20 protein-coding genes and 1 pseudogene are annotated in these 21,018 nt (G+C 73.3%); 12 read left to right on the forward strand and 9 right to left on the reverse strand.

Annotated elements, in window-relative coordinates; genetic code table 11:
* Positions 1-42 precede the first annotated feature (42 nt).
* Entirely contained in the window at positions 43-957 is a 915-nt protein-coding gene (locus ACZ6RC_RS17870; RefSeq protein ID WP_391137079.1) for an AurF N-oxygenase family protein, read from the reverse strand.
* Positions 958-1,387: 430 nt separating this feature from the next.
* On the opposite strand from ACZ6RC_RS17870, the gene ACZ6RC_RS17875 reads away from it, so the two are divergent.
* Complete coding sequence (locus tag ACZ6RC_RS17875) at positions 1,388-2,179, forward strand: VOC family protein (RefSeq protein ID WP_469583994.1); 792 nt, start codon at positions 1,388-1,390, stop codon at positions 2,177-2,179.
* A gap of 108 nt (positions 2,180-2,287) precedes the next feature.
* On the opposite strand, the gene ACZ6RC_RS17880 is transcribed toward ACZ6RC_RS17875, so the two are convergent.
* Positions 2,288-4,408, reverse strand: a complete 2,121-nt coding sequence (locus ACZ6RC_RS17880) for a SpoIIE family protein phosphatase (protein WP_469583997.1) — start codon at positions 4,406-4,408, stop codon at positions 2,288-2,290.
* A gap of 512 nt (positions 4,409-4,920) precedes the next feature.
* Between ACZ6RC_RS17880 and ACZ6RC_RS17885 the strand changes: the two genes are divergently transcribed.
* Positions 4,921-6,078: a baeRF2 domain-containing protein gene (locus ACZ6RC_RS17885; protein ID WP_453616775.1), complete on the forward strand. Its 1,158-nt coding sequence runs from the start codon at positions 4,921-4,923 to the stop codon at positions 6,076-6,078.
* A 363-nt stretch (positions 6,079-6,441) separates the two neighbouring features.
* Here the strand turns inward: ACZ6RC_RS17885 and ACZ6RC_RS17890 are convergent, their stop codons facing one another.
* Positions 6,442-6,666, reverse strand: coding sequence for a hypothetical protein (locus tag ACZ6RC_RS17890; RefSeq protein WP_453616773.1), 225 nt, complete (start codon positions 6,664-6,666; stop codon positions 6,442-6,444).
* 544 nt (positions 6,667-7,210) lie between these two features.
* Here ACZ6RC_RS17890 and ACZ6RC_RS17895 point away from each other — a divergent pair.
* The 7 genes from ACZ6RC_RS17895 to ACZ6RC_RS17925 all read left to right on the forward strand — a co-directional run bounded on the left by ACZ6RC_RS17895 (position 7,211) and on the right by ACZ6RC_RS17925 (position 14,450).
* Positions 7,211-7,393 (forward strand): DUF6381 family protein, encoded by a 183-nt coding sequence (locus tag ACZ6RC_RS17895; RefSeq protein WP_391137064.1) that lies wholly within the window; start codon positions 7,211-7,213, stop codon positions 7,391-7,393.
* 274 nt (positions 7,394-7,667) lie between these two features.
* Positions 7,668-8,408: an NPP1 family protein gene (locus ACZ6RC_RS17900; RefSeq protein ID WP_391137061.1), complete on the forward strand. Its 741-nt coding sequence runs from the start codon at positions 7,668-7,670 to the stop codon at positions 8,406-8,408.
* Between the two features lie 458 nt (positions 8,409-8,866).
* Positions 8,867-11,545 carry a hypothetical protein gene (locus ACZ6RC_RS17905; RefSeq protein ID WP_469584375.1) on the forward strand — a complete coding sequence of 893 codons (2,679 nt, stop codon included), beginning with the start codon at positions 8,867-8,869 and terminating at the stop codon, positions 11,543-11,545.
* Between the two features lie 125 nt (positions 11,546-11,670).
* Entirely contained in the window at positions 11,671-12,261 is a 591-nt protein-coding gene (locus tag ACZ6RC_RS17910; protein WP_469584003.1) for a VanZ family protein, read from the forward strand.
* 338 nt (positions 12,262-12,599) lie between these two features.
* A complete protein-coding gene (locus ACZ6RC_RS17915; RefSeq protein WP_453617115.1) occupies positions 12,600-13,046 on the forward strand; it encodes a DUF6328 family protein in 447 nt (148 codons plus the stop codon).
* A gap of 174 nt (positions 13,047-13,220) precedes the next feature.
* A complete protein-coding gene (locus ACZ6RC_RS17920; protein ID WP_391137056.1) occupies positions 13,221-13,400 on the forward strand; it encodes a hypothetical protein in 180 nt (59 codons plus the stop codon).
* A gap of 96 nt (positions 13,401-13,496) precedes the next feature.
* Positions 13,497-14,450, forward strand: a complete 954-nt coding sequence (locus tag ACZ6RC_RS17925; RefSeq protein WP_469584006.1) for an aldo/keto reductase — start codon at positions 13,497-13,499, stop codon at positions 14,448-14,450.
* A gap of 489 nt (positions 14,451-14,939) precedes the next feature.
* Here ACZ6RC_RS17925 and ACZ6RC_RS17930 read toward each other — a convergent pair.
* A pseudogene (locus tag ACZ6RC_RS17930) lies at positions 14,940-15,297 on the reverse strand (transposase); the annotation flags it as partial.
* 217 nt (positions 15,298-15,514) lie between these two features.
* Here ACZ6RC_RS17930 and ACZ6RC_RS17935 point away from each other — a divergent pair.
* Both ACZ6RC_RS17935 and ACZ6RC_RS17940 read left to right on the forward strand, forming a co-directional pair.
* On the forward strand, positions 15,515-15,742 hold the full coding sequence (locus tag ACZ6RC_RS17935; protein ID WP_469584009.1) for a hypothetical protein: 228 nt from the start codon (positions 15,515-15,517) through the stop codon (positions 15,740-15,742).
* Positions 15,645-15,911, forward strand: coding sequence for a DUF3885 domain-containing protein (locus ACZ6RC_RS17940; protein WP_469584012.1), 267 nt, complete (start codon positions 15,645-15,647; stop codon positions 15,909-15,911). Before ACZ6RC_RS17935 ends, ACZ6RC_RS17940 begins: the two co-directional genes overlap by 98 nt.
* Before the next feature lie 470 nt (positions 15,912-16,381).
* Here the strand turns inward: ACZ6RC_RS17940 and ACZ6RC_RS17945 are convergent, their stop codons facing one another.
* From ACZ6RC_RS17945 to ACZ6RC_RS17960, 4 genes are all read right to left on the reverse strand, one after another.
* Complete coding sequence (locus ACZ6RC_RS17945; RefSeq protein WP_391137050.1) at positions 16,382-17,881, reverse strand: bifunctional phosphatase PAP2/diacylglycerol kinase family protein; 1,500 nt, start codon at positions 17,879-17,881, stop codon at positions 16,382-16,384.
* 135 nt (positions 17,882-18,016) lie between these two features.
* The gene (locus tag ACZ6RC_RS17950) at positions 18,017-18,370 is read right to left on the reverse strand and encodes an STAS domain-containing protein (protein ID WP_469584016.1); all 354 of its coding nucleotides are present in this window, start codon (positions 18,368-18,370) and stop codon (positions 18,017-18,019) included.
* Positions 18,371-18,372: 2 nt separating this feature from the next.
* Positions 18,373-19,641 (reverse strand): PP2C family protein-serine/threonine phosphatase, encoded by a 1,269-nt coding sequence (locus tag ACZ6RC_RS17955; protein WP_469584378.1) that lies wholly within the window; start codon positions 19,639-19,641, stop codon positions 18,373-18,375.
* A 162-nt stretch (positions 19,642-19,803) separates the two neighbouring features.
* Positions 19,804-19,977 (reverse strand): CsbD family protein, encoded by a 174-nt coding sequence (locus ACZ6RC_RS17960; RefSeq protein ID WP_391137042.1) that lies wholly within the window; start codon positions 19,975-19,977, stop codon positions 19,804-19,806.
* A 215-nt stretch (positions 19,978-20,192) separates the two neighbouring features.
* Between ACZ6RC_RS17960 and ACZ6RC_RS17965 the strand changes: the two genes are divergently transcribed.
* Positions 20,193-20,354 (forward strand): DUF5670 family protein, encoded by a 162-nt coding sequence (locus ACZ6RC_RS17965; RefSeq protein WP_469584021.1) that lies wholly within the window; start codon positions 20,193-20,195, stop codon positions 20,352-20,354.
* Positions 20,355-20,559: 205 nt separating this feature from the next.
* Here ACZ6RC_RS17965 and ACZ6RC_RS17970 read toward each other — a convergent pair whose 3' ends face one another.
* The gene (locus ACZ6RC_RS17970) at positions 20,560-21,000 is read right to left on the reverse strand and encodes an ATP-binding protein (protein WP_469584024.1); all 441 of its coding nucleotides are present in this window, start codon (positions 20,998-21,000) and stop codon (positions 20,560-20,562) included.
* Between the last annotated feature and the right edge of the window lie 18 nt (positions 21,001-21,018).

Below are 21,018 nucleotides of genomic sequence, written 5' to 3' on the forward strand. Positions count from 1 at the left end.
GCACCGTGGAGGAGGACGGTGCGGGCCGGTCGGGGCCGGGGGTCAGATCAGGTGGGCGCGCTTGTAGAACGCCAGGGCGGGCCTGGTCAGCAGGCCGGCGGAGGCCAGGAACTCCATGAGCCCCGAACAGCTGGACCGCATCAGGGACTTGTGGTGCTCGTTCGCCTTGGCCTCGGCGAGGGCGCGCCGGCCGTCGAGGCCGGCGTTCGCGTAGACGCCCCGGTTCACCATGCTGGTGACGATGAAGTAGGAGGCGACCGCGATGACGAAGGCGTGGATGTGACGGCGCACCGGGCCGGCGCGCCGCAGGCGCTTGCGCGTCTCGTCGCGCGCGAACTTCATGTGCCGGGACTCCTCCACCACGTGGATGTTGTTGATGGTGCGGACGAACGGCACCACGCGCTCGTCGCGCATCCAGTCGCGCTGCATGACGTCGAGGACCTCCTCGGCGACCAGGATCGCGGCGTACGCGGCTTCGCCGAAGGCGAGCGTCTTGAAGGCCCGGCCGAGTTCGACGACCATCCGGGGCGGGCGGTAGGCGGGGGCGCCGAGCTTCGCGGCGCCGCGGGCGAACATGATGGAGTGCCGGCACTCGTCGGCGATCTCGGTGAGGGCCCACTGGAACCGCGGGTCGGTCGGGTCCTTGGTGTACATGTCGCGCAGCACCATGTGCTGCAGGATCATCTCGAACCAGATGCCGGTGCTGGCCACCGAGGCGGCCTCCTGCCGCGTCAGCTCCTTGCGCTGGGCGTCGGTCAGCTCGTTCCAGTACGCCGTGCCGTAGAGGGTGCTCCACTCGGGGCTTGCACCGTGGAAGTCCTTGTCCAGCGGGGTGTCCCAGTCCACCTCCACGGCCGGGTCGTACGACAGCTTCGCGGCCGAATCGAGCAGCCGGCGGGCGACGTCCTGCTCGCGGAGCAGGTCCTGGTCCTCCGGCCGGACGGTGCTGCTTGCCATGCTGCGGCTCCTTTGACTCGAATGACACGTGGCTCGTGGCTCGTGGCTCGTGGGCTCATGACGCGTGGCTCGGGTGGCGCGGACGATCGGGCGCACGCATGCCACCTCGCTTGTTAGATGTCGCATCTAGCAAGCTGTTAGACGGAACGTATAACAAGGCGCGGGGGCGGGCCTACCCCCCGGTAGGAAATTCGCCGGAACTCTTCACGGCGGAAGCCGACGAGCCCCGCGCGGCGGCACGTTCGGCGCCCCGGTCGCGGTCGTCGCCGCCGGGGCAGGGGCCCGGCCGGTGTCCTCGCTGGTCGAACGCCTTTTCCGGCCCTGTGGCGGGGCATGAGAAGCCCGCCGTGGGGGAACGGGCGAAGCACGCGAGACCTGTGGGGCGCCCTGGGTGTGCCCGTACGCACGGGGCGACGGAAGGAGACAGGCCATGGTGCTGATGGCCGCGGACGTGCTGGGCGCGCCGTGCTGGCTGAGCCTGGTGGCGCGGGATCTGGACGCGGCGGAGCGCTTCTACGGCGCCGTCCTCGGCTGGACCTTCCGTGAGGGCAGCTTCGGGCGGGCGTTCTCCGTCGCCGAGCGCGACGGCGTACCCGTCGCCGGCATGGGAGCGGTGGCCGGACAGCTCGCCGTCCCGGTGGCGTGGACGGCGTACTTCGCCGTCGAGGACGCCGACACGGCGGTCGCCAGGGTCCGGGAACGCGGCGGAACGATCGGGGTGGGCCCGGTCTCCTATCCGCCCCGCGGCCGTGCCGCCCTGGTGGCCGACCGGGAGGGCGCGGTCTTCGGCATCTGGGAAGGAGGCGTCCACTCCGACTGGAAGATCGGCGAGGGGTCGGCACCGTCCTGGCTGGAGCTGCACACCCGGAACGCGTTCGACGCCGCCGTCTTCTACGGCGAGGTCCTGGAGTGGGGCGACTCGGACGGGCCCGGCTGCGACGTCTTCTACGAGGAGGACCAGGTCGTCCTGCGACGCGCCGGAGAACCCGTCGCGCGTCTGAACAGCGGACCCGTCGAAGAGGGCGCGCCCACGCCGCAGCGACGGCCCCGCTGGCTGGTCCACTTCAAGGTCCGGGACCTCGACGAGGCGACGGCCGTTGCCGTCGAGTACGGCGGGAGCATCGTGACGGGCGCCGAGGCCGAGTGGGGCGGCGGGCGGAAGGTCACCCTGCGGGACCCGGAGGGCGCCCTGTTCACCCTCGACGAGTCGCCCGACGCGTGAGCGGGGTGGCGCGCACTCCGGCGTGGTGCGGTACGGCGTGGTGCGGTACGGGGTAAGGGGCGCACCGGGCGGCGGCGGGCGGTCCGCGGTACGCGGGCGGGCGGTCCGTCAGGCGTCGTCGCGGATCCGCAACAGCATCAGGGCGATGTCGTCCGTACGGTCCCGGGTGGGGCGGACCTCCCGGAGCAGCGCGTCGATGACGACGTCCGGATCCGTGCCGGAGGCCCGGGAGAGGCTGTCGGCGAGCCGCGCGAGGGAGACGTCGATGTCGGTCCCCGGCGTCTCGACGAGACCGTCGGTGTAGAACGCCAGGGTCAGTCCCGGCGTGAGGGGGGTGTCGGAGACGGGATAGACCGCGTCGGGGTCGATGCCCAGGAGCGGCCCGGGGGTGATCGCCATCGGGGTCGTACGCCCGTCCGCGCGGCGCAGCAGCGGCGGGGGGTGTCCCGCGCTGGCGACGCAGAGCCGGCCCTGCGCGAAGTCCAGGTGGGCGTAGAGGCAGCTGGTGAAGAGCCCCGGATCGAGGTCGGTCAGCAGCCGGTTCGTCGCGGACAGGACGATGTCCGGCGGCGTGCCCAGGGTGGCGTGGGCGTGGACCCCGGCCCGGACCTGCCCCATCAGCGCCGCGGCGGCGACGTTGTGCCCCTGCACGTCGCCGATGACGGCCGCGGCGGCGCTGCCGCCCAGCCGGATCAGGTCATAGAAGTCGCCACCGATCTCCATGCCCCGGGTGGCCGGCAGGTAACGCGCGGCGACGTCCAGGCCCGGCACCAGGGGAAGGGTGTGCGGCAGCAGCGCCTCCTGGAGGCCGTGGGCGAGATGGTGCTTGACGTCGTAGAGCCGGGCGCGGTCCAGGGCCTGGCCGACGAGCCCCGCGAGCGAGGACATCACGGAGCGCTCCTCGGCGGAGAACGTGTGGGGCCGGTCGTACGTGAGGACGCAGCAGCCGACCGGCCGGCCGGAGATGATCAGCGGCAGGAACGCCCAAGCCTGCTTCCCGCTCACCTGGGGTGCCTCGGGATAGATCCGCCGCATCTCCTCCGGGTCGGCGAAGAACGAAGGGATCCCGGTGGCGAGCGTCCGCCCCACCGGGGTGAAGGCGGTGTCCAGCGGCAGGCCGTCCAGACGCTCGATGACCTCCGCCGGATAGCCGCGGTGTCCGGTGATCCGCAGCCGCCCGGCGTCCTCGGCGGACAGGACCAGACCGCTCGCGCCGAACGCGGGCATGATCTGGTCGGCGATCACGTCCACGACGTCCTGGACGCCGACGACCTCGGTGAGGGCGGCGGCCAGGTGCATCAGCTGGTAGAGCTGCCCCGCGCGGGCCGGGGTGGCGGTGTGCTCGGAGAGCGGCGGGGCCGGTGACGGCGGGGGCTGGGCCCCGGTGGGGACGATGCGGACGCTGATGCCGCTGGAGTCCGGGTACAGATGGAAGTCCAGCCAGCGGTCGGGCGGGCGGCAGGCGGTGAAGGAGACGGGCTCGCGGCTGATGACCGCCGCGCGATAGCGGTCCTCGTAGGTCGGGTCGTCCAGCCAGGGCAGGGACTGCCACGGCAGCGTGCCCAGCAGGTGCGCGGCATCGCGCCCCAGCAGCTCGCAGCCGCCGGAGGTGACGTAGGTGATGCGCCCTTCCAGGTCCAGGGCGCAGGAGCCGCCCGGCAGCCGCTCGGCGAAGTCGGCGGCCGCCCGCACCGGGCTCGCCGGCCTGCCCCCGGCCTCCACGGGGATGGCTCGGGGCCCGGCGCTCCCGTCGAGCGGCCTGCCCGACTCGACCGCCTCGTCGAGGAGCCGGGCCAGGCGCCGGCAGTGGGAGGCGATGTGCCCGCGCTCCCGGTCGCTCATCCGCGCGGGCCGGGTCGGCGGCCACATCAGCAGGAGGGACCCCCAGGACCGGCTGCCGGTGATCGGAGCGGCGGCGAGCGAGAGCGGGTACGGCAGCGCCATGGCGGTACGGGGGTAGGAGCGGGCCATCTCCTGCTGGCTGCCGACCCACACCATGTGACCGTCCCGGACCGCTTCGGCCACCGGGGCGGGGGCGGTCATGGGGACCCGCGCCCAGGGAGCGGCGAAGTCCACCGGGGCACCGCACAGCGTCTCCAGGCACAGCACCTGCTCGTCCGGGGCGAGGAGGTAGACGGCGCCGATGGAGGCCCCGGTCCTGCGGGTCGTCTCCGCGAGCGCCTCGTCCAGGGCGGCGGCCGCCGGGTTGGCGGCGGCGGCCGGTGCCACCGGCGGAGGGGCGCCGACGGACGGATCGTTGTCGGCGGAGGGAACGGTGCCGGGGGGTTGCAGGGCGGTGGACCCGGGCCCGGTGCCGGAGGGCGGCGGGGCTGATCCGGGCCCGGTGCCGGTGGGCGGGAGGGCGTCGGATCCGGGCCCCGCGCCGGCGGCTGGGAGGGCGTCCGGCGCCGCGCCGGGTCGGGCGGCCGGTCCGGTTTCCGTACCCCTGCCGGGGCGGGGGGCGCCGCCGTCCGGAGCGGCCCCGCCGTGAGGATCGGCGGCATCCGCCGGATCGCTCGTATGCGTCACGGAGGCACCTCCAGCGTCGCGGCCGGTTTCCTCCCCTTCCCGCCGTCCCGAAGGACCGCCGGACTCCTGGAGCCCATTATGGCGCGTACCCGCCCGGCCACGGCTTGTGGAAGCGGAGCATCCGGTTTGCGGGAAGGGCGCACGGGCACCGCACGGGTACGGACGCAAGCGGTCCCGACCTGCTCACGCCCTGCGCATCCGTCACGGAAGGCATGGGGAACATCATGGAACTCGGCTTCCTCCGCCCACTCTTCACCCGGCTGGGCCCCTGGGCCTCGGTCTACATCGACACCTCCCGCGCGACCGAGGACGCGCTGAAGATCCAGGAGCTGCGCGAGCGCTCGGTCGCCTCCCAGCTCATCGACGCGGGCGCCGACGGCTACACCACCCGGGCGGTCATGGAGCGACTGTCCCGCGAACCGGCCTCCGGGGCGCCGCCCGGCCGTGCGCTCTTCGCCTCGGGCGCCGAGGTGGTGCTCGACCTCCCGCTCGCGATCAGCCCGCCCACCGTCGAGGCCACCTGGTCGCTCCTCCCGCACGTCTCTCCGCTGGCCCGGCTGCGCGGCGACGAGCCGAGCTGCCTCGTGGCGTACATCGACCGTACCGGCGCCGATCTGGAACGGTGTGACGCCCTCCACCGGGAGGCCCTGGGCGAGGCCCACGGCAAGGAGGACCAGGGCCGCGGCCATCGCGGAGTCCCCGCCGACCGGCACGAGTGGCACTACCGCAACAAAGTGGAGAACGCCTGGGACGAGACCGCCGACGTCATCGCGGCCGAACTCGCCCGCCGGTGGACAGGGGGCGAGGCGGATCTCGTCGTGCTGACCGGCGATCCCCGCGAACGCAGGGCCGTTCACCAGCGGCTGCCCGAACCCCTGCGGGCCGTCGCCGTCGAGGTCGCGGGCAGCAGGGCGCAGGGCGCCGCGCGCGGCCCGGTGGACGAGGAGATCGCGCGCGTACGGCGGCAGTTCGCGCGCGAGCGGCTCGAAGGCGCCCTCGAACGGTTCCGTCAGGGCCGGGGCAGGCCGGGGGAGCACCGCGCCTCCACCGTCGACACCGGGCCCGGCGAAGCCGCCGAAGGCATGCCCGCCGTCGTGGACGCGGTACGCAACCACCAGGTCGCGACCCTGCTCCTCGCGCCGGACGCCTCCGACGCCCGGCGCGAAGTGTGGATCGGGCCGGGCGTGGACGACGTCGCCGTGCAGCGCGGCGAGGCGCTGGCGATGGGAGTCGCCAAGCCCGAACGGGCGCGGGCGGACGACGCCCTGCTCCGGTCCGCCGCGGCGGCGGGCGGCGAGGTCCTGCTCGTCCCGGAGGACATGCCGGGACCGGCCGGAGGGCTGGGAGCGGTGCTGCGCTACGCCCTCTGAGCGCGATCGCCCGGCGGGCGGCGTATCGGCGGTGGATGTGGCCGGCCGCCTACCGGCAGATGGCGCCGACACGCCACGCACCGGCGGTGGGTGCGGCCGGTACGTCGACGGCAGAGGGGCCCCGACACGGCCACGCACCGGCAGGCGGGCGCCCGACACGCCGCGCCCCGGCCGGCGGGCGCCGACGCGTGACGCACCGGCAGGGCGCTGACACGTGACGTGCCGGCCGGCGCCGGCAGGCGAGCCGCGTACTCGTCGGCGCCCGCCGAGCCGCCGCGCGCCCGCTGACCCGCCGCGTACCCGCCGACGCTCCCGGCCATCGCTCCGGTCCGGCGCCGCGGCTTCCTCTCCGGCGCACGTGCCTCAGAGTGGGCGGCCGTCGGTCGACGCCGGATCGGTCGCCGAGAGCGGTCGGTCGGCGTCGGTGCCGAAGTAGCGGGGGTCGCCCTCCTGGCGCAGGTCGAGCATGTCGAGGAGCCGCGCCAGATCGTCGGGCCCGGTGGCCCGTTGGGCGACGGCCAGCCGGGCGGCACGTCGTTGGGCGGCCGTGGTCGACGGGGTCCGCTCGTTGCCTTCTGCTCGCTCCATGAGCAGATCGGACCACGCGTCCGCCGTCCGCGCAGCCCGACCGCCCACCCGGGGCTCCCGCCGCGACGCCGCCCGCTGCTCCGTTCGGCGGAGGCGGTGGTACGTGTCGTAACGGCGCCGGCGCGATCCGGCGGGCCACCGCCTCCCGCCGCGCGGATCGTCGCCCCGCCTCCGTCGGCCGGGCAGTCGGGCGCACCGGGCCACCGGACAAGTCGCCTGCCGGGCAGGGGAGTAGGGCTCGATGGACCCCTGGTCAGGCACCCGCCTTCCCCTCCCCGCAAGACGCATCCTCCTTCCGCCCCTGCCTCCGCGCCCGCGCCTCTGCCCCCCCCGAAGGCGTCCCGCTTCGCCGGCATCGCCTTGTCGCCCGTACGGGAGATCCTGGCGCTCACCGCCCGCGCCGCCGCGCCCGACTCCCTGCCGGCTCACCCGAGTCCGCCGCGCTGTACTGCCGCGATGACGGTGGGTGACGCTCTGGGATGCGGGCGTGCCGCGCCGCTGCTTCTCTGAGGGCGTCCGCTCACCCCCAGATCAAGGAGTGATCATGAGCGTTGCAGGAGAGTCCGGCGGTCGTGTGCAGCAGCTGCGCCAGAAGGCGCAGGAGATGGAGCAGGCCGCCGAACGTGCCTCGGACCCGGACGAGCGTCAGCGACTCAAGGACCGGGCCCGCCGGCTCGAGGAGCAGAGCAGGCGCGAGTCGGAGATGGGCATGACGGACCCCATGTGACGTCTCGTGCCCGAACCGGCCGGTGGCAGCCCCGAGGGGGCGGCCACCGGCCGGCCGTTGTGCGGAGGCCCCCGGAACGGCACGGGGCGACGCGGTTCGACAAGGCTGATCTGGGCATGTCAGCCGCGACGCATCACGCCGCTCCCCACCGGAGGCCCCGTTGCAGCCGCCCCGACCGATATCGCCCGGGCAGAAGTCGCCCCGCTCGAAGAGCCGCCTGGCAGCGCTCCGCCCGAAATCGCCCCGCCCGAGAACCCGTTCGCGGCTCCGCAAGGTGTCGTTCACCCTGGGCGCGGCCGTCGCCCTGGTCGTGGCCGTGCCGGGCACCGCGTTCGCCGCGCCCCCGCCGGGTCTGCCCGGCAACGCGGACGGCCTGGAGCGGACCTTCCAACCCGCCTACGACTACGACACCGACGGCTGTTACCCCACTCCCGCCATCGGGCCCGACGGAACCCTCAACGGCGGCCTCAAGCCGTCCGGGGCCCTCAACGGCCAGTGCCGTGACGCGGGAGACCTGCGCAACACCAACGGTTACGCCCGTTCCCTGTGCAACAACGGCTGGTGCGCGATCCTCTACGGCCTCTACTTCGAGAAGGACCAGGCGGTCCCCGGCATCGGGCTCGGCGGCCACCGCCACGACTGGGAACACGTCGTGGTGTGGGTGCAGGACAACGATGCCCGCTACGTCGCCACCTCCGCCCACGGCTCCTTCGTGATCCACGGGCGCGACCGGATCCGCTGGGACGGCACCCACCCCAAGATCGTCTACCACAAGGACGGCATCGGCACCCACTGCTTCCGCGCCGCCAACACCAACGACGAGCCGCCCGAGAACCACGACCGCGCCTGGCAGTTCCCCACCCTCATCGGCTGGAACGGCTATCCCCCCGGCCTCCGCGACAAGCTCGTCCAGGCCGACTTCGGCAGCGCGCACTTCGGCCTGAAGGACGGCAGCTTCGCCTCCCACCTGGCCGAGGCGAAGCCGTCCGGCATCCCCTTCGACCCGTACGCCTGACGACTTCCGCGGCGGGCGGCAGGGGGAGCCCCCCGCCGCCCGCCCGCGTTCCGTCGTTTCCGCGCCCACACGCGTCAACGCGCCGCACCACGCGCCAACATGCGCCGACATGCGCCGACGTGCGTCACACCAGGCAACCCCCGCCCGTAGGTTGCCGTCCTCCGGGGGCGAGGGAGGCGCCCCGGGGGGACCGCGGTGCCTCGACGTGACCGACGATGAGGACGACCGCTTTGATACGTGTACGTGTCACACGCGTGGTGACCACGGCCCTGGCGTTACTGGCGTTGACCGCCGCGGCGCCGGGGCCGGCGCATGCCCAGCCCTCCCCGGGCCCCCGGCCGACGGCGCCCCGGAGCCTCCAGGCCCTCCCCGACGGCGAAACCCTGCCGGCGGGCTGGCGGTTCAGCGGCACCGGCGCCACCCGGCAGCTCGTCTGGACCGCGCCCGAGCCCGTGCCCATGGGCGACGCGCGGATCGAGTTCCACGCCGGCGAGCGCCTGCTCGGCCGGCCGGATGCCTCGCGGGACCGGCGGACGTACCGGCTCGCTCTCGGCGACACCCCGCTGGGCGCGGCCACGGAGCTGCGCGTGACGGCCGGCGGCCGCCGCCTGGACGCCGCCGGCGCCGACCGCGCCCCGCACAGCCCGCCCACACCGCCGCCGTCCGCCCGCCCCGAGGCGGCCCGTCCGGAGGCGACCGGTCCTGGGTCCGTGCGTCCGGAGGCGACCGGTCCTGGGGCCGTCCGCTCGGAGGCCACCGGCCCGGGATCGGCGCGCCGGGAGGAGCCGCCCGCCAACCCCGTCGACCCCGGAGTACCGGGCCGCTTCCGCCCGGTCACCGGCGAATACGCGCTCGACGCCGTACGCCTTCCCGGCCTGCCCGCCCCCGTCGAGATGCGCGCCACCGTGGTCGGACCGGCCGACGCGCCCGGGCGGCGCCCGCTGGCACTCTTCCTCCACGGCCGTCACGCCACCTGCTACGACACCGCGGGAGAGGTCACCGGCGACTGGCCCTGCGCCGCCGGAGCCCGACCGATCCCGAGTCACCAGGGCTATCTGCGGGCCCAACGCCTCCTCGCCTCGCAGGGATACGTAACCGTGTCCATCGCCGCCAACGGCATCAACGGCCAGGACCACCTCACCGAGGACGGCGGCGCGCAGGCCCGTTCGTCGCTGGTCCGGCTCCACCTGGCCCGCTGGGCGGACTGGGCCGCCCACCGCTCCGGTGCCCCGGCCGCCGTCCGCGCGGCTGTGCCCGCCGACCTCTCCCGGGTCCTGCTCGTCGGCCACTCGCGCGGCGGGGAAGGCGTCAACCGGGCCGCGCTCGACAGCCTCTCCCGGCCGCCCGCGGACCAGGACGGCCACCGCGGACCCGTGCGCTGGACCATCCGCGGCAACGTCCTCATCGGCCCCACCGTCTTCGGACAGAACCCGGTCCCCGACGTGCCCTCGACCACGCTCCTGCCCGGCTGCGACGGCGACGTGTCCGACCTCCAGGGCGAGATCTATGTCGACGGCACCCGCGGTGTCAGCCGCGGCACCGCCCTGCACAGCGCGGTGTACATGATCGGCGCCAACCACAACTTCTTCAACAGCGAGTGGACCCCGGGCCAGGCCAAGGCACCGGCGGACGACGACTTCTGGTCCGACGAGACCCCGGACCCGGTCTGCACGCCCGGGACGAAGACCCGGCTCACCGCCACCCAGCAGCAGGCCGCGGGCGCCACCTACATCGCCGCGTCCGCCCGCCTGTTCGTCGCCGGCGACGACCGCGTCCGCCCGCTGCTCGACGGCACCGGTCGCCGGGCCCCTTCCGCCGGCCCCGCCCAGGTGCTCACCCACGCCGTCGGCGCGCACCGCGTCCCGGCCTTCCTGCCCGGCCCGTCGGTCACCGTCTCCGGCGGCCGGACCTGCGCCCACGTCGACCCCGACCCGGCACGCGCCTGCCTGCCGCTCGACGCGGGCGGCACGTCACCGCACTTCGCCTCCTGGGAGGCGTCCCCCGAGCCGGGCCGGGACGCGATCGCGATGCGGTGGACGAGCGCGGGCTCCCCGACCGTCGTCCGCGGCGTACACCCCGTCTCCCTCGCCGGCAGCCAGGACCTCGCCCTCCGGCTGATCGTGCCGCCGGGCTCCTCCGGCACGCTGCTCGACATCGCGCTCGTCGACACCTCGGGCCGCCGCGCCCACCTCGGCCAAGCCAAGGCCGACGGCCTCCCGGGCAGCGAGCGGACCGCCTCCCACTGGGCGCGCGAGATCCGCGTCCCGCTGGCCGCCGCCGCCCGCTCCGGATTCGACCTCAAGCGGGTCAAGGCCCTGGAACTGACCCCGCGCACCCGCACCGGCAGCGCCTGGCTCATGGACGCCTGGGGATGGCGCCCGGGCACACCGGCCGTCCGCCCGGCCGCGATGCCGCGCGTCGACATCGGCCGTCTCACGGTCGCCGAAGGCGACGCGGGCGTCCGGACGTACCGCGTCCCCGTGCACGTCACCGGGAGCGGCAGCGGTCAGGTCCGCGTCTTCGTCCCCCGGCCGGGCACGGAGGAAGTAGCGCACCGGATCGTGACCGTCCGCCCGGGCAGCCGCGCCATCGACGTCCCCTTCACCGTCCGCGGCAACGACCGCTACGGCCACGGCGGCTCCCAGGAGGTGTTCGTGAAGGCGGTACGGGGCGCGGCGGTCGGCGCCCACCACGGCGGCGTGACCGCCCGCGACGACGACCCCATGCCCGCGGTCACGCTGACCCCGGTCGCCGCCGACGTCACCGAAGGGAAGCCGCTGACCTGGAAGGTGAGCCTCTCCGCCGTCGCCGACGCGGAGATCTACGCCGAACTCTCCCTGCTGCCCGTCGCCTCCGGCGCGGAACTGTCCACGGCCGATGTCGACCGCGGCTGGCTGGAAGAGCGGTTCGGAGAGGTACCGAACCCCGCGCGGCCCCTGTCCCGGATCACGGAACAGCCGTCGCTGCCGGTCACGATACCGGCCGGGAGGACCGGCATCGAGATCACCGTCCCCACCGTCACCGACCGGCTCCGTGAGCCGAAGGAGTCGATGCGGGGACGGCTGATCGCGTACGCGGAGGCCGGGGAGCCGCGCCCCGGACCCGAGTTCACCGGATCGGTACGGGACGCCTCGTAGCCCTCGGCACACCGCCCCGCCGTCGGCGCACGGAACCTCGCCGGGGGCCGTGCGCCGACGCGTGTCCGAACGCGCATCCGGGGTACGCGCAACCTTCCTGAAGCACGACGCACTTGGGGGGTTCCATGAGGACACGCATCGGATGGCGCCGCGCCACGGCCGAGGCACCGCGGCAGGCGGCCCTGAAGCCGACCACGAAGCCGGCGGAGGAGACTTCCCCGGCCCCGACCCCGAAAACCGGGCCCGGCCCCTTCTTCCGCTTCGTCCTCACCGTGCTGGCCCTCGCGGCGATGGTGGCCTTCGCCGTCGTCCTCGCCCGGTTGACCCTCCAGCCGTCGCCGGCCTCCGAGGCGCTCACCCACTCGAACCTCCGGCCGGGCGACTCGATCCGCGCCTACCTCTCGCAGCCCGCCTTCCGGGACACCCTCAAGCAGCTCGGCGGAAACATCCTGCTGGGCGTGCCGTTCGGCCTGCTGCTGCCGGTCGTGTCCCCCCGCACCCGCGGGTTCGTACGGATCGCGCTGCTGACGGTGGCGACGATGCTCCTGGTCGAGCTGGTCCAGGGCGCCCTCATCACCGGCCGCGCCTTCGACATCGACGATGTGCTGCTCAACACGGCGGGCGCCCTCCTCGGTTACGCCCTGGTGGGCCGCCGCCTGGGCAGGGCCGTCCACCCGCGGCGCAAGCGCCACTGGTGGACACCGCGCCGCACCTGACACTCGTCATCCCCCATGCACCCGCCCCCCCGGCGCACGTGCCCCTGACCGACCGCATCTCCCCGAGGAGGCTTCCAATGGACGAAGGAAAGAACGTCGCGACGCCGACGCCCGAGCGGCATGGCGATCCTGCCGTCGAGAGATCCGGCGGGCCGCTGCGACAGCGGACCGGCGGGTCCACCGGACGGACCGACGAGCGGCCGGAGAGCCGGCCCGGAACGCGGTCCGCCGAGCACTCCCCGGCAGGGCGGCCCGACGCCCGGGCCGACGACGGCCGCCCCGCGACGCGCTCCGACGACCGGCCCGACGCAGGGTCGGACGGGCGGGCCGAGACCGAGGTGGAGCGCGCCGACCGCCGCTGGCAGGAGCTCATCCAGGAGATCCGCGTCGCCCAGACCGGCGTCCAGATCCTCCTCGGCTTCCTCCTCACGGTGGCCTTCACCCCGCTCTTCCAGGGGCTGGAGCAGACGGACAAGACGATCTACATCGTCACCGTCGTCCTCGGCTCCCTCGCCACCGGCGCCCTGATAGGCCCGGTCCCCTTCCACCGGATCGTCTCCGGTCGGCGGATCAAGCACCAGGCCGTCGCCTGGGCCTCGCGGCTCACCTTCACCGGCCTCCTGCTGCTCCTCGCCACCCTGACGTCGGCGCTCTTCCTCATCCTGCGGGTGGCCACCCACGACCCCTACGTGCCGTGGCTCGTCTCCGGCGTCCTCCTCTGGTACCTGCTCTGCTGGTTCGTGCTGCCCGTGTGGGTCCGCATCCGCTACACCAGCGGCGACTGACCGGCCGACCGCCGTCCTGCCCTCCGGGCGCCCGCCTTACACCGGCGGGCGCCCGGATCGCATGCGGTCCCCGCCGACAGGCCGAGGACGGTACCGGTTCGGGTGAAGCGCCGTGTGACCGGCGCGGGGCGTGGAATGCGTCCCCCACCAGTCCGCAACACCGAGGAGGAACCCATGCGTCGCCTTGCCGTCACCGCCGTTCTCGCCCTCGCCGCGCTCTCCCTCGCGTCGGCCGTCCCCGCCGCCGCCGAGGAACGGGAGACGGAGTACAGCCATACCTTCGAGGTCCATGTCGGATCCATCCACATCAGCGAGACCGTCGACGTCGAGCAGGAGTCCTCGACCGGCGAGTGAACTCGTCGCCCGGCCCGGCCGAGCGGACCGACGGCGCCCGTCCTGAGGGGGACGCGCCGCCGGTCCGGTCGGCCGTACGCATGCGAAGGTGAACCGGTGACCACGCCCGCGAAGACCGACCACCGCCTCCTCTTCGGCTGCATGGGCCTGGGAGGCGCCTGGGACACCAGCCCCCACACCGCCGCCGACATCGACGCGGCGGAGACCGCCGTCGAGGCGGCCCTCGACAGCGGCATCACCGCCTTCGACCACGCCGACATCTACCGGCACGGCAAGTCCGAAGCGGTCTTCGGAGAGGTGCTGGCCCGCTCGGCCGGACTGCGCGAGCGGATCACCCTGCAGACCAAGTGCGGGATCCGCCTCGCCGAGGGCGACCGCCCCGGCCTGTACGACCTGCGCGGCCCGACCCTCGTCCGCCGGGTCGAGGAGAGCCTGCTGCGGCTGCGCACCGACGTCCTCGACGTCCTGCTCCTGCACCGCCCCGACCCGCTCGCCGACCCCGCCGACATCGCCGGGGCCCTCACCTCGCTCCACCGCCAGGGGCTTGTCCGCCGGTTCGGCGTCTCCAACATGAACTCCGCCCAGATCGCCCGGCTCCAGGCCCACCTGGACCTGCCGATCGTCGCCGACCAGCTGGAGATGAGCCTCCACCGGCGGGCTTGGCTGGAGGACGGCGTCCTCGTCAACACCCCCGAGTCCGCCGCCAACGGCTTCCCCGCGGGCACCGTCGAGCACTGCCTGACCCACGGCATCGGACTCCAGGCCTGGGGCGCGCTCGCCCAAGGGCGCTACACCGGGGCCCAGCAGAGCCCGGCGGAGACCGCCACGGCCGCGCTCGTCTCCTCCCTCGCCGAGGCCAAGGGCACGACACCGGAGACGATCGTGCTCTGGTGGCTGCAGCGCCACCCGGCCCGCATCGCCCCCGTCATCGGCTCGTCCCGCCCGCCCCGCATCCGCGCCTGCCGCGACGCGGCCCTGCACGAACCCGACCTGACCCACGACGAGTGGTACACCCTCTGGGTCTCGGCGCGGGGCGCCGCCTTGCCTTAAAGAGCGTTTCGCCCCGAAGGGGGTGTTGTTATTAAGTCGCATGGTGTCAGCGGATTGGGTCCGCGTATGGAGGCGTGTGAGGATGCGCCTGTGGAGTGCGATGTGTGTGGACGGGCGATGTGGCGATGGCCGGCGCTGCCGGCGGTGACGCACTCGGAGATCTGGTCCTGCTCCTGGTGCCACGCCACCACGTATATGGGTGGTGAGTGGTTCGAGGTGGTGCGGTCGCCATACCTGCCCGTGCAGAAGCGTTGGGACCTGGCGGTCGCGGACGGCCTTCCCTCCGACTTGTCCCACGCCTTCGGTAGCTCCGGCAGGACGCTGTGCGGGATCCAGGAAGCCAGTATGTCGCCGTCATTCGACCACAAGTGGGAGTCGGAGCGGGGAGACGCCTGTGGTGCCTGTCGGGAAGCGGCGGGTGTCATCGATGACCGCTGGCCTCGGGCGAGGAGGGGTGAGGACGCGCGGGTCAGTGTGGCTCGGCGGCCATGAGTTCTTCCAGTTCGGAGTCGATTCTCGGGTAGGTCTGCGGCTCATCAAGATGACTTCGGAGCGGTGGGGGTGGGTTTCGTAGTCGCGGGCGGTTATGCATGAGCCAGCCGAAGGTCCGCTCGACGACCCAGCGCCGCGGAGACACCTCGAAGCCCTTCCGGGCAGGGTCGCGGCGAGCGTCGAGGACGCAGGCGCTCGGCTCGGCATCGCGGCCTTCCGCCTTCCGGACCAGGCGACGCAGGAGACCGTTGAGCTGGTCGAAGATCTCGTCCTTCTGCCAGGCGGCGAAGTAGCCGTAAACCGTCTCCGATGGAGGGAAGCCGTGTGGCAGGTACCGCCAGGGGATCCCGGTGCGAAGGGATCGAAACGGACCTTCGACGGCTGTCATCCGCCTCACCTGCCACAAAAAACGTCTACTGCCCCAGCCGACCCGAAACGGTCTGCCACCTGAACGGTGATGAAGTACCCCGGACGGGATAAAACGTTCTTTGAGAAATCGTTTCTCTTGGTGAGAGGGCGCCCTGCCGGAGTCGAAGCGGTACGCGGAGGACGAGAGCGAGTACACCGTCGTCTTGGAGCGGCACAACACCGTCCTCGATGAGCTGTTCGCCGGTAGGCATGTCTACGTGATCACCCCCGTGGGCGACCGAAGCCGAGGTTGCGCCATTCCAGCCAGGTGCCGGCTACTGGCAGACCCTGCTGGTGCGGGACGATCCAGACCCGGAGTTCCGTACCTACTGCCACCTCTTCGCCGTCCGCCGGCCCTGGCGGTACGGCTGCCTCGACAAACTGCTCCGTGACATCGCGGACGAGAAGGTAGCGGGAGTTCTCATCACCGACACCCAGATGGGACGCATTTATTACCCCTATGACGGTGGCGCCGATGTCTTCCTCGCCACGCCAGAGGAGCGGGAACAGACGCGCGCTCGGCATGCCGATGGGCTTTCCCGTCACCCGTCGGGGCTCTGACGGAGATACCCAGGGAACAGCGGTAGCCGGTTGCGATCGGTGATCCTCGGACGCGTCCTCGCCCCCGGCGAGGCGTATCCCCGACCCGTCCACCACAGCCTTGACGCCCAACCCCGCAGAGCAAGCTGACAGGACGCATCGAGAATCAGCACACTGAGCACATGCGATACGAGGAGAAGGCACGGCTCACCGCCGCGAGAGCCCTGGCCCCGGCAGCCATCCTTCTCAGCTCACCGGTGCTCCTGATAGCCGGTGCACCCATCCGCCGCCGATACCTCCGCTACGTCCACCGGGATGCGGCTCCAGCGATCCTGGACAAGGAGCAAGGCCGCATCAGCGTCCACTGGTTCGTGGCCACGAGCCCACTTCTCGGATGGCTCTGCCGGCCTACAGAGGCACTCGCCCGACTCGTCTCGCGCCGAGGCTGAATGGCACGAGCATGCTCGAAGAGCCCCGTCCGGCCCGGAGGATCAGTCGGTGAGCGGGCGGTAGACGGTCAGTGCGTCGGGCAGCTTGTCCAGACGGAACGCCGCCGGGGCCGGGACCACTTCGCCGTCGTAGGCCATGTGCGTGTCCTCGGGCAGGCCGGAGACGCGCAGGGTGGTGAGCCGGGCCGCCGCGTAGAGCCGGGTCCGTGCCAGCCCGCCGGCCACCGCCGTGGCGAGGAGGCGGGTGCGGGCGAACCGGCCGCCGTGGGCGATGCGGACGTCCAGGACGCCGTCCGCCATGTCGTGGCGTCGCAGCGGGGCGAGCCCCGCGCTGCGGTACGCGCCGTTGCCGGCGAAGAGCATCCACAGCGACTCGGGCCGGCCGTTGACCTCGGCGCGCAGGGGCCGGGACGTCCGCAGGACGTGGACCACGCCGAGCACTGACGCCAGCGGCCCGCCGAGACGGGGCGACCACCGCTCGCGGAGCCGTACGAGCTCCGGGTAGACGCCCAGGCTGAAGGTGTTGAGGAAGTAGGCGCGGGAGTCGTCCTCCTCGCTGGTGATCCGGCCGACGTCGGCGCGGACCGCGTGTCCCTCGGCCAGCGCCGCGCAGGCGTCGGCGACCGTGTCCACGCCGAGGTCCACCGCGAAGTGGTTGAAGGTGCCGCCGGGTACGACGAGCAGGGGCACGTCGTGCCGGAGGGCCGGTTCCACCGCCGCGTTGACCGTTCCGTCACCGCCGCAGACACCGAGCACGCCCCCACGCTCGGCCACCTCGGCGGCCGTCGCGTCCAGCACCTCGGGCAGCGGCCCCGCCTCGTCGTCGTACAGGACGATCTCGGCCCGGGGGAGGAGCGTCCTGATCTGGCGTACGGGATCGAGGAGCTGCGGCTGGGCGCCGGAAGCCGCGTTGACGAAGACGACGAGCCCGTCGCCTTCGGGGAGGGCTCGGGCCTCCACCCGGGGGCGGGCGGGGGTCGGGACCAGATCGCGGGTGGGGGCGAGGCCCCGGACGGCGAACGCGGCGCCCACGCCCAGACCGGCGCCCACGAGGACGTCGCTGGGGTAGTGGACGCCGGTGTAGACGCGGGAGAAGGCGACCGAGGCGGCCACCGGCAGCACGGCCGCCGCCAGACCGCGCGATTCCAGGGCCACGCCCGCGGTGAAGGCGGCGGCGGAGGCCGTGTGCCCGGAGGGGAAGGAGCTGGTGAACGGCTGGTGGGGCAGCCTGCGGACCAGCGGCACCGTGTCGATCAGCGGACGCTCGCGGCGCACGGCCCCCTTGGCCAGGGTGTTGACGGTGGCCGACGCGAGAGCCAGGGACGTCATCCCGCGGACGGCGGCCCGCCGGCCGCGCGGCCCGCCGAGGGCCCACATCCCGGCGGCGACGCCGAACCACAGCAGACCGTGGTTCGCGCTCCGGCTCAGCCGGGGGAGGACGGGCTCGGCGCCGGGCCAGGAACGCTTCGCCACGTGCGCGAAGACCTTGCGGTCCAGTCGTCCGAACGCGCCGGTCATGCGTCCTCTGGCGACCTGGCTCATCACATCTCCTCGTCGTCGGTCCGGGTCGAACACGCGCCCGGCCAGCGCCAACGTACCCGCCCGAGCCGGAATGACACGCGCGTCGCGCCGGGGACCACCCGTCGTGCCTCCGTGCGCCGTCCCGCCGGGTCTCGGTCAGGACGCGGCCGGGTGGGCGTCCAGGGCGGCGTCGCTGTCGGGGTGGATCGCGAAGATCAGGTCGAGGCCGACGATGCCGAGGACCCGGGCCACCGGTGAGGGCACGGAGGCGAGGGCGATCGAGGCGTTCGCCGCGGTGACGGCGTTGCGGGCGGTGAGGAAGGTGTTGATCCCGCTGGAGTCGCAGAAGTCCAGACCGGCGAGGTCGAGGACGAGCAGGCGGCCGGGGGAGAGATCGACGGCCCGCACCTGTTCGCGCAGGTGCGGGGCGGTCTCGTAGTCGAGTGCGCCCGTCAGCGCGAGGACCGTGGCCGCGGGCGTGGTGCGTGTGGTGATGTCCAGCATGGTCATGATCAGTCTCGGTGGGTCGACGGCAGGGCGGGGGGCGCCGGCCCGTCCGGGGTGGGGTCCCGGGCGTAACGGTCGCCGGAGGAGGCGTCGGCGGGCACCCCGAGGGCGAGCAGCGCGGTGTCGTCGCCCAGGCCGTCGCCGAAGCCTTCGAGGAGTCCGGTCAGGGCGGTGACGATACCCGCCGGTGTGGCGGGGGTGCGGGCGGCGACGAAGTCCCGCAGGGCCTCGTCGCCGAACAGGTCACGGGCGGCTCCCGTGCGGGCCTCGGTGAGACCGTCGGTGTAGAGGAGCACGCTGTCCCCGGGGTGGAGGGTCGTTCGGGCGGCGACGAACCGGGCGTCCGGCAGGATGCCGACCAGCAGTCCGCCCGGCGTGGACAGGAACTCCGTCCGGCCGTCGCCGCGGAGGACGAGGGACGGCGGATGGCCGCCCGAGGCGAGTTCGAGCGCGTAGGACCCGTCGTCCCCGGCCGGCTCCAGCACCCCGAAAACGGCGGTGCAGTAGCAGGTCTCTCCCGCCGGATAGTGCTCCGTGAGCGCGGTGTTGAGCGTACGGAGCGCGGCGACGGGATCGGGGTCGTGGAGCGCGGCCGCCCGCAGCGTGTACCGCGTGAGCGAGGTCAGGGCGGCGGCCTCGGGTCCCTTGCCGCAGACGTCGCCGAGGAAGAACGCCCACCGTTTCCCGTCGAGCGGGAACAGGTCGTAGAAGTCGCCGCCGAGACGGTCGGGGGAGGCCGTGTGGTAGTACGAAGCGGCGTCCAGGCCGGGTACGGACGGCAGCCGGGCCGGCAACAGGCTGCGCTGGAGCACCGCGAGGGCGTCCTGGAGCCGGGTCCGGTCGGCCTCCGCAGTGCGGCGGGCCGCCTCGGCCTCCTTGCGGTTGTGCAGCAGCTCCGCCTCGTAGGCGCGCCGGTCCCGCGCGTCGGTCAGTGTGATCCGGGCGAGCAGCGGCCGTCCGTCGGGGCTCGACCGCACTATGGCGCTGGCCAGGACCGGAAGTGGTTCGCCGGCGCAGGCCAGCTCCAGGGGGACGCCGCCCACCTCGCCGTTCAGCCGCAGGGCGGGGGCGAGTTGGGCTTCGTAGGAGAGCCGCCCGGCGGGGGTCAGGAGCTCGCCGAACTCCACGCGGCCCACCACGGAGCCCCGGTCGATCCCCAGCCACTGGAGCAGAGTGGTGTTGACCCGGGCGACGGTGCCGTCCAGCAGGATCGAGACGTACCCGCACGGCGCGGTGTCGTACAGCTCCTCGGCGCTGTCCTCCAGGACGGCCATGTAGGACTCGAGGGCGACGGCGGGCGAACGGAGGCCGGGCTGGTCGTGGCGCGTGGTCCCGTGGTTCATCGAAGGCTCCTGAAGCGGCCGACCCGGCGCGGGCCGACACGGCGGAGGGGGCGGCTCCGGTCAGCGGAGCCGCCCCTCTCTGCGCGGACGAGGTCAGTGCTTGAAGGCGTCCTTCGTCTTCTCCTTGGCCGTACGCGCGTCGCCCTTGGCCTGCTCGGCCTGGCCCTCCGCCTCGAGACGCTCGTCGCCGGTCATCCGCCCGGCCGTTTCCTTGAGCTTGCCCTTGGCCTGCTCGCCCTTGGCCTTCATCTTCTGCTCACCGGACACAACCGATCACTCCCTGTGCGCTAGGCATGTCTGACAACAAGGCGCCTGACCGGGATTCGCGACGCTAAACCAGCGAGAAAGACGCTGCTTCCAGAGAAAGGAGACCGCCCCGGTAAAACCCCCTTCAATTCCCCGGATCGACAGGGAAAAACGCGCGCATTCGAAGGGATGTTCCCCAGGGCGGGGGGTAAGCGGCTGCCGGGAGGTTGATAGGAATGGTTCCTCTTCTGCTGGTACTTCTGCTGATTCTGATCCTCTTCGGCGCGGGTTTCGCGGTGGAGGCGCTCTGGTGGATCGCCGTCATCGTGCTCGTGCTCTGGCTGCTGGGCTTCGTGGCCCGGCCGAAGGGCGGCTCAGGACGCTGGTACCGCTGGTAGCGGCGTCAGAAGAACGCGCGGAACGCGGGGCCTGTGGGCGCCACCCCCTCGGGGGTGGCGCCCACAGGCCTGCCACCCCTCGCCCGGGCGTTGTCTTCCCCGGGCCTTTCGGCGCAACCGCCCGGGCGTTGTCTGCACCGGGCCTTTCGACGCAACGCCTTCGTTCCCCCGGGGCCACGGCCCCGGGGGAACACGCGCGCCCCATCTACTGCTCCAAGGGGACGACCGCGCGGATCGTCTTCCCGCCCTCGTGGACCGAGACGGTCACCTCGCGGCACAGCCGCAGAACGATGGGCCAGCCGTAACCACCCGGCGTCAGCGCCTCGCCGCGCCGGTTCTCCGGCGGCTCGTCGCTGGGGTCGGTGACGGACACCGTGACGCTGTCGCGCCCGAGGTCCAGCCGGAACTCCGTGGCCCCGCCGGCGTGCCGCTCGGCGTTGGCCACCAGCTCGGAGACCACGAGCAGCAGATCGTCCACCTGCGCTCGGTCCACCGGCCGGATCCGCGCGAGCCTTCGGCGGGTCGCCTCCCGGGCCTCGGCGGAGGTCCGCACCCCGCCACCCCCGCCGGAGTCACCGGCGAAGGCTCCCTGGGTACGCGTGCGGGTCGTCGTATGGGACCAGGCCTCGTCATGAGGCTGCATCATGGTTCCCCTTCCTCCCGT

This window comes from Streptomyces sp. NPDC048353 (assembly GCF_055587165.1).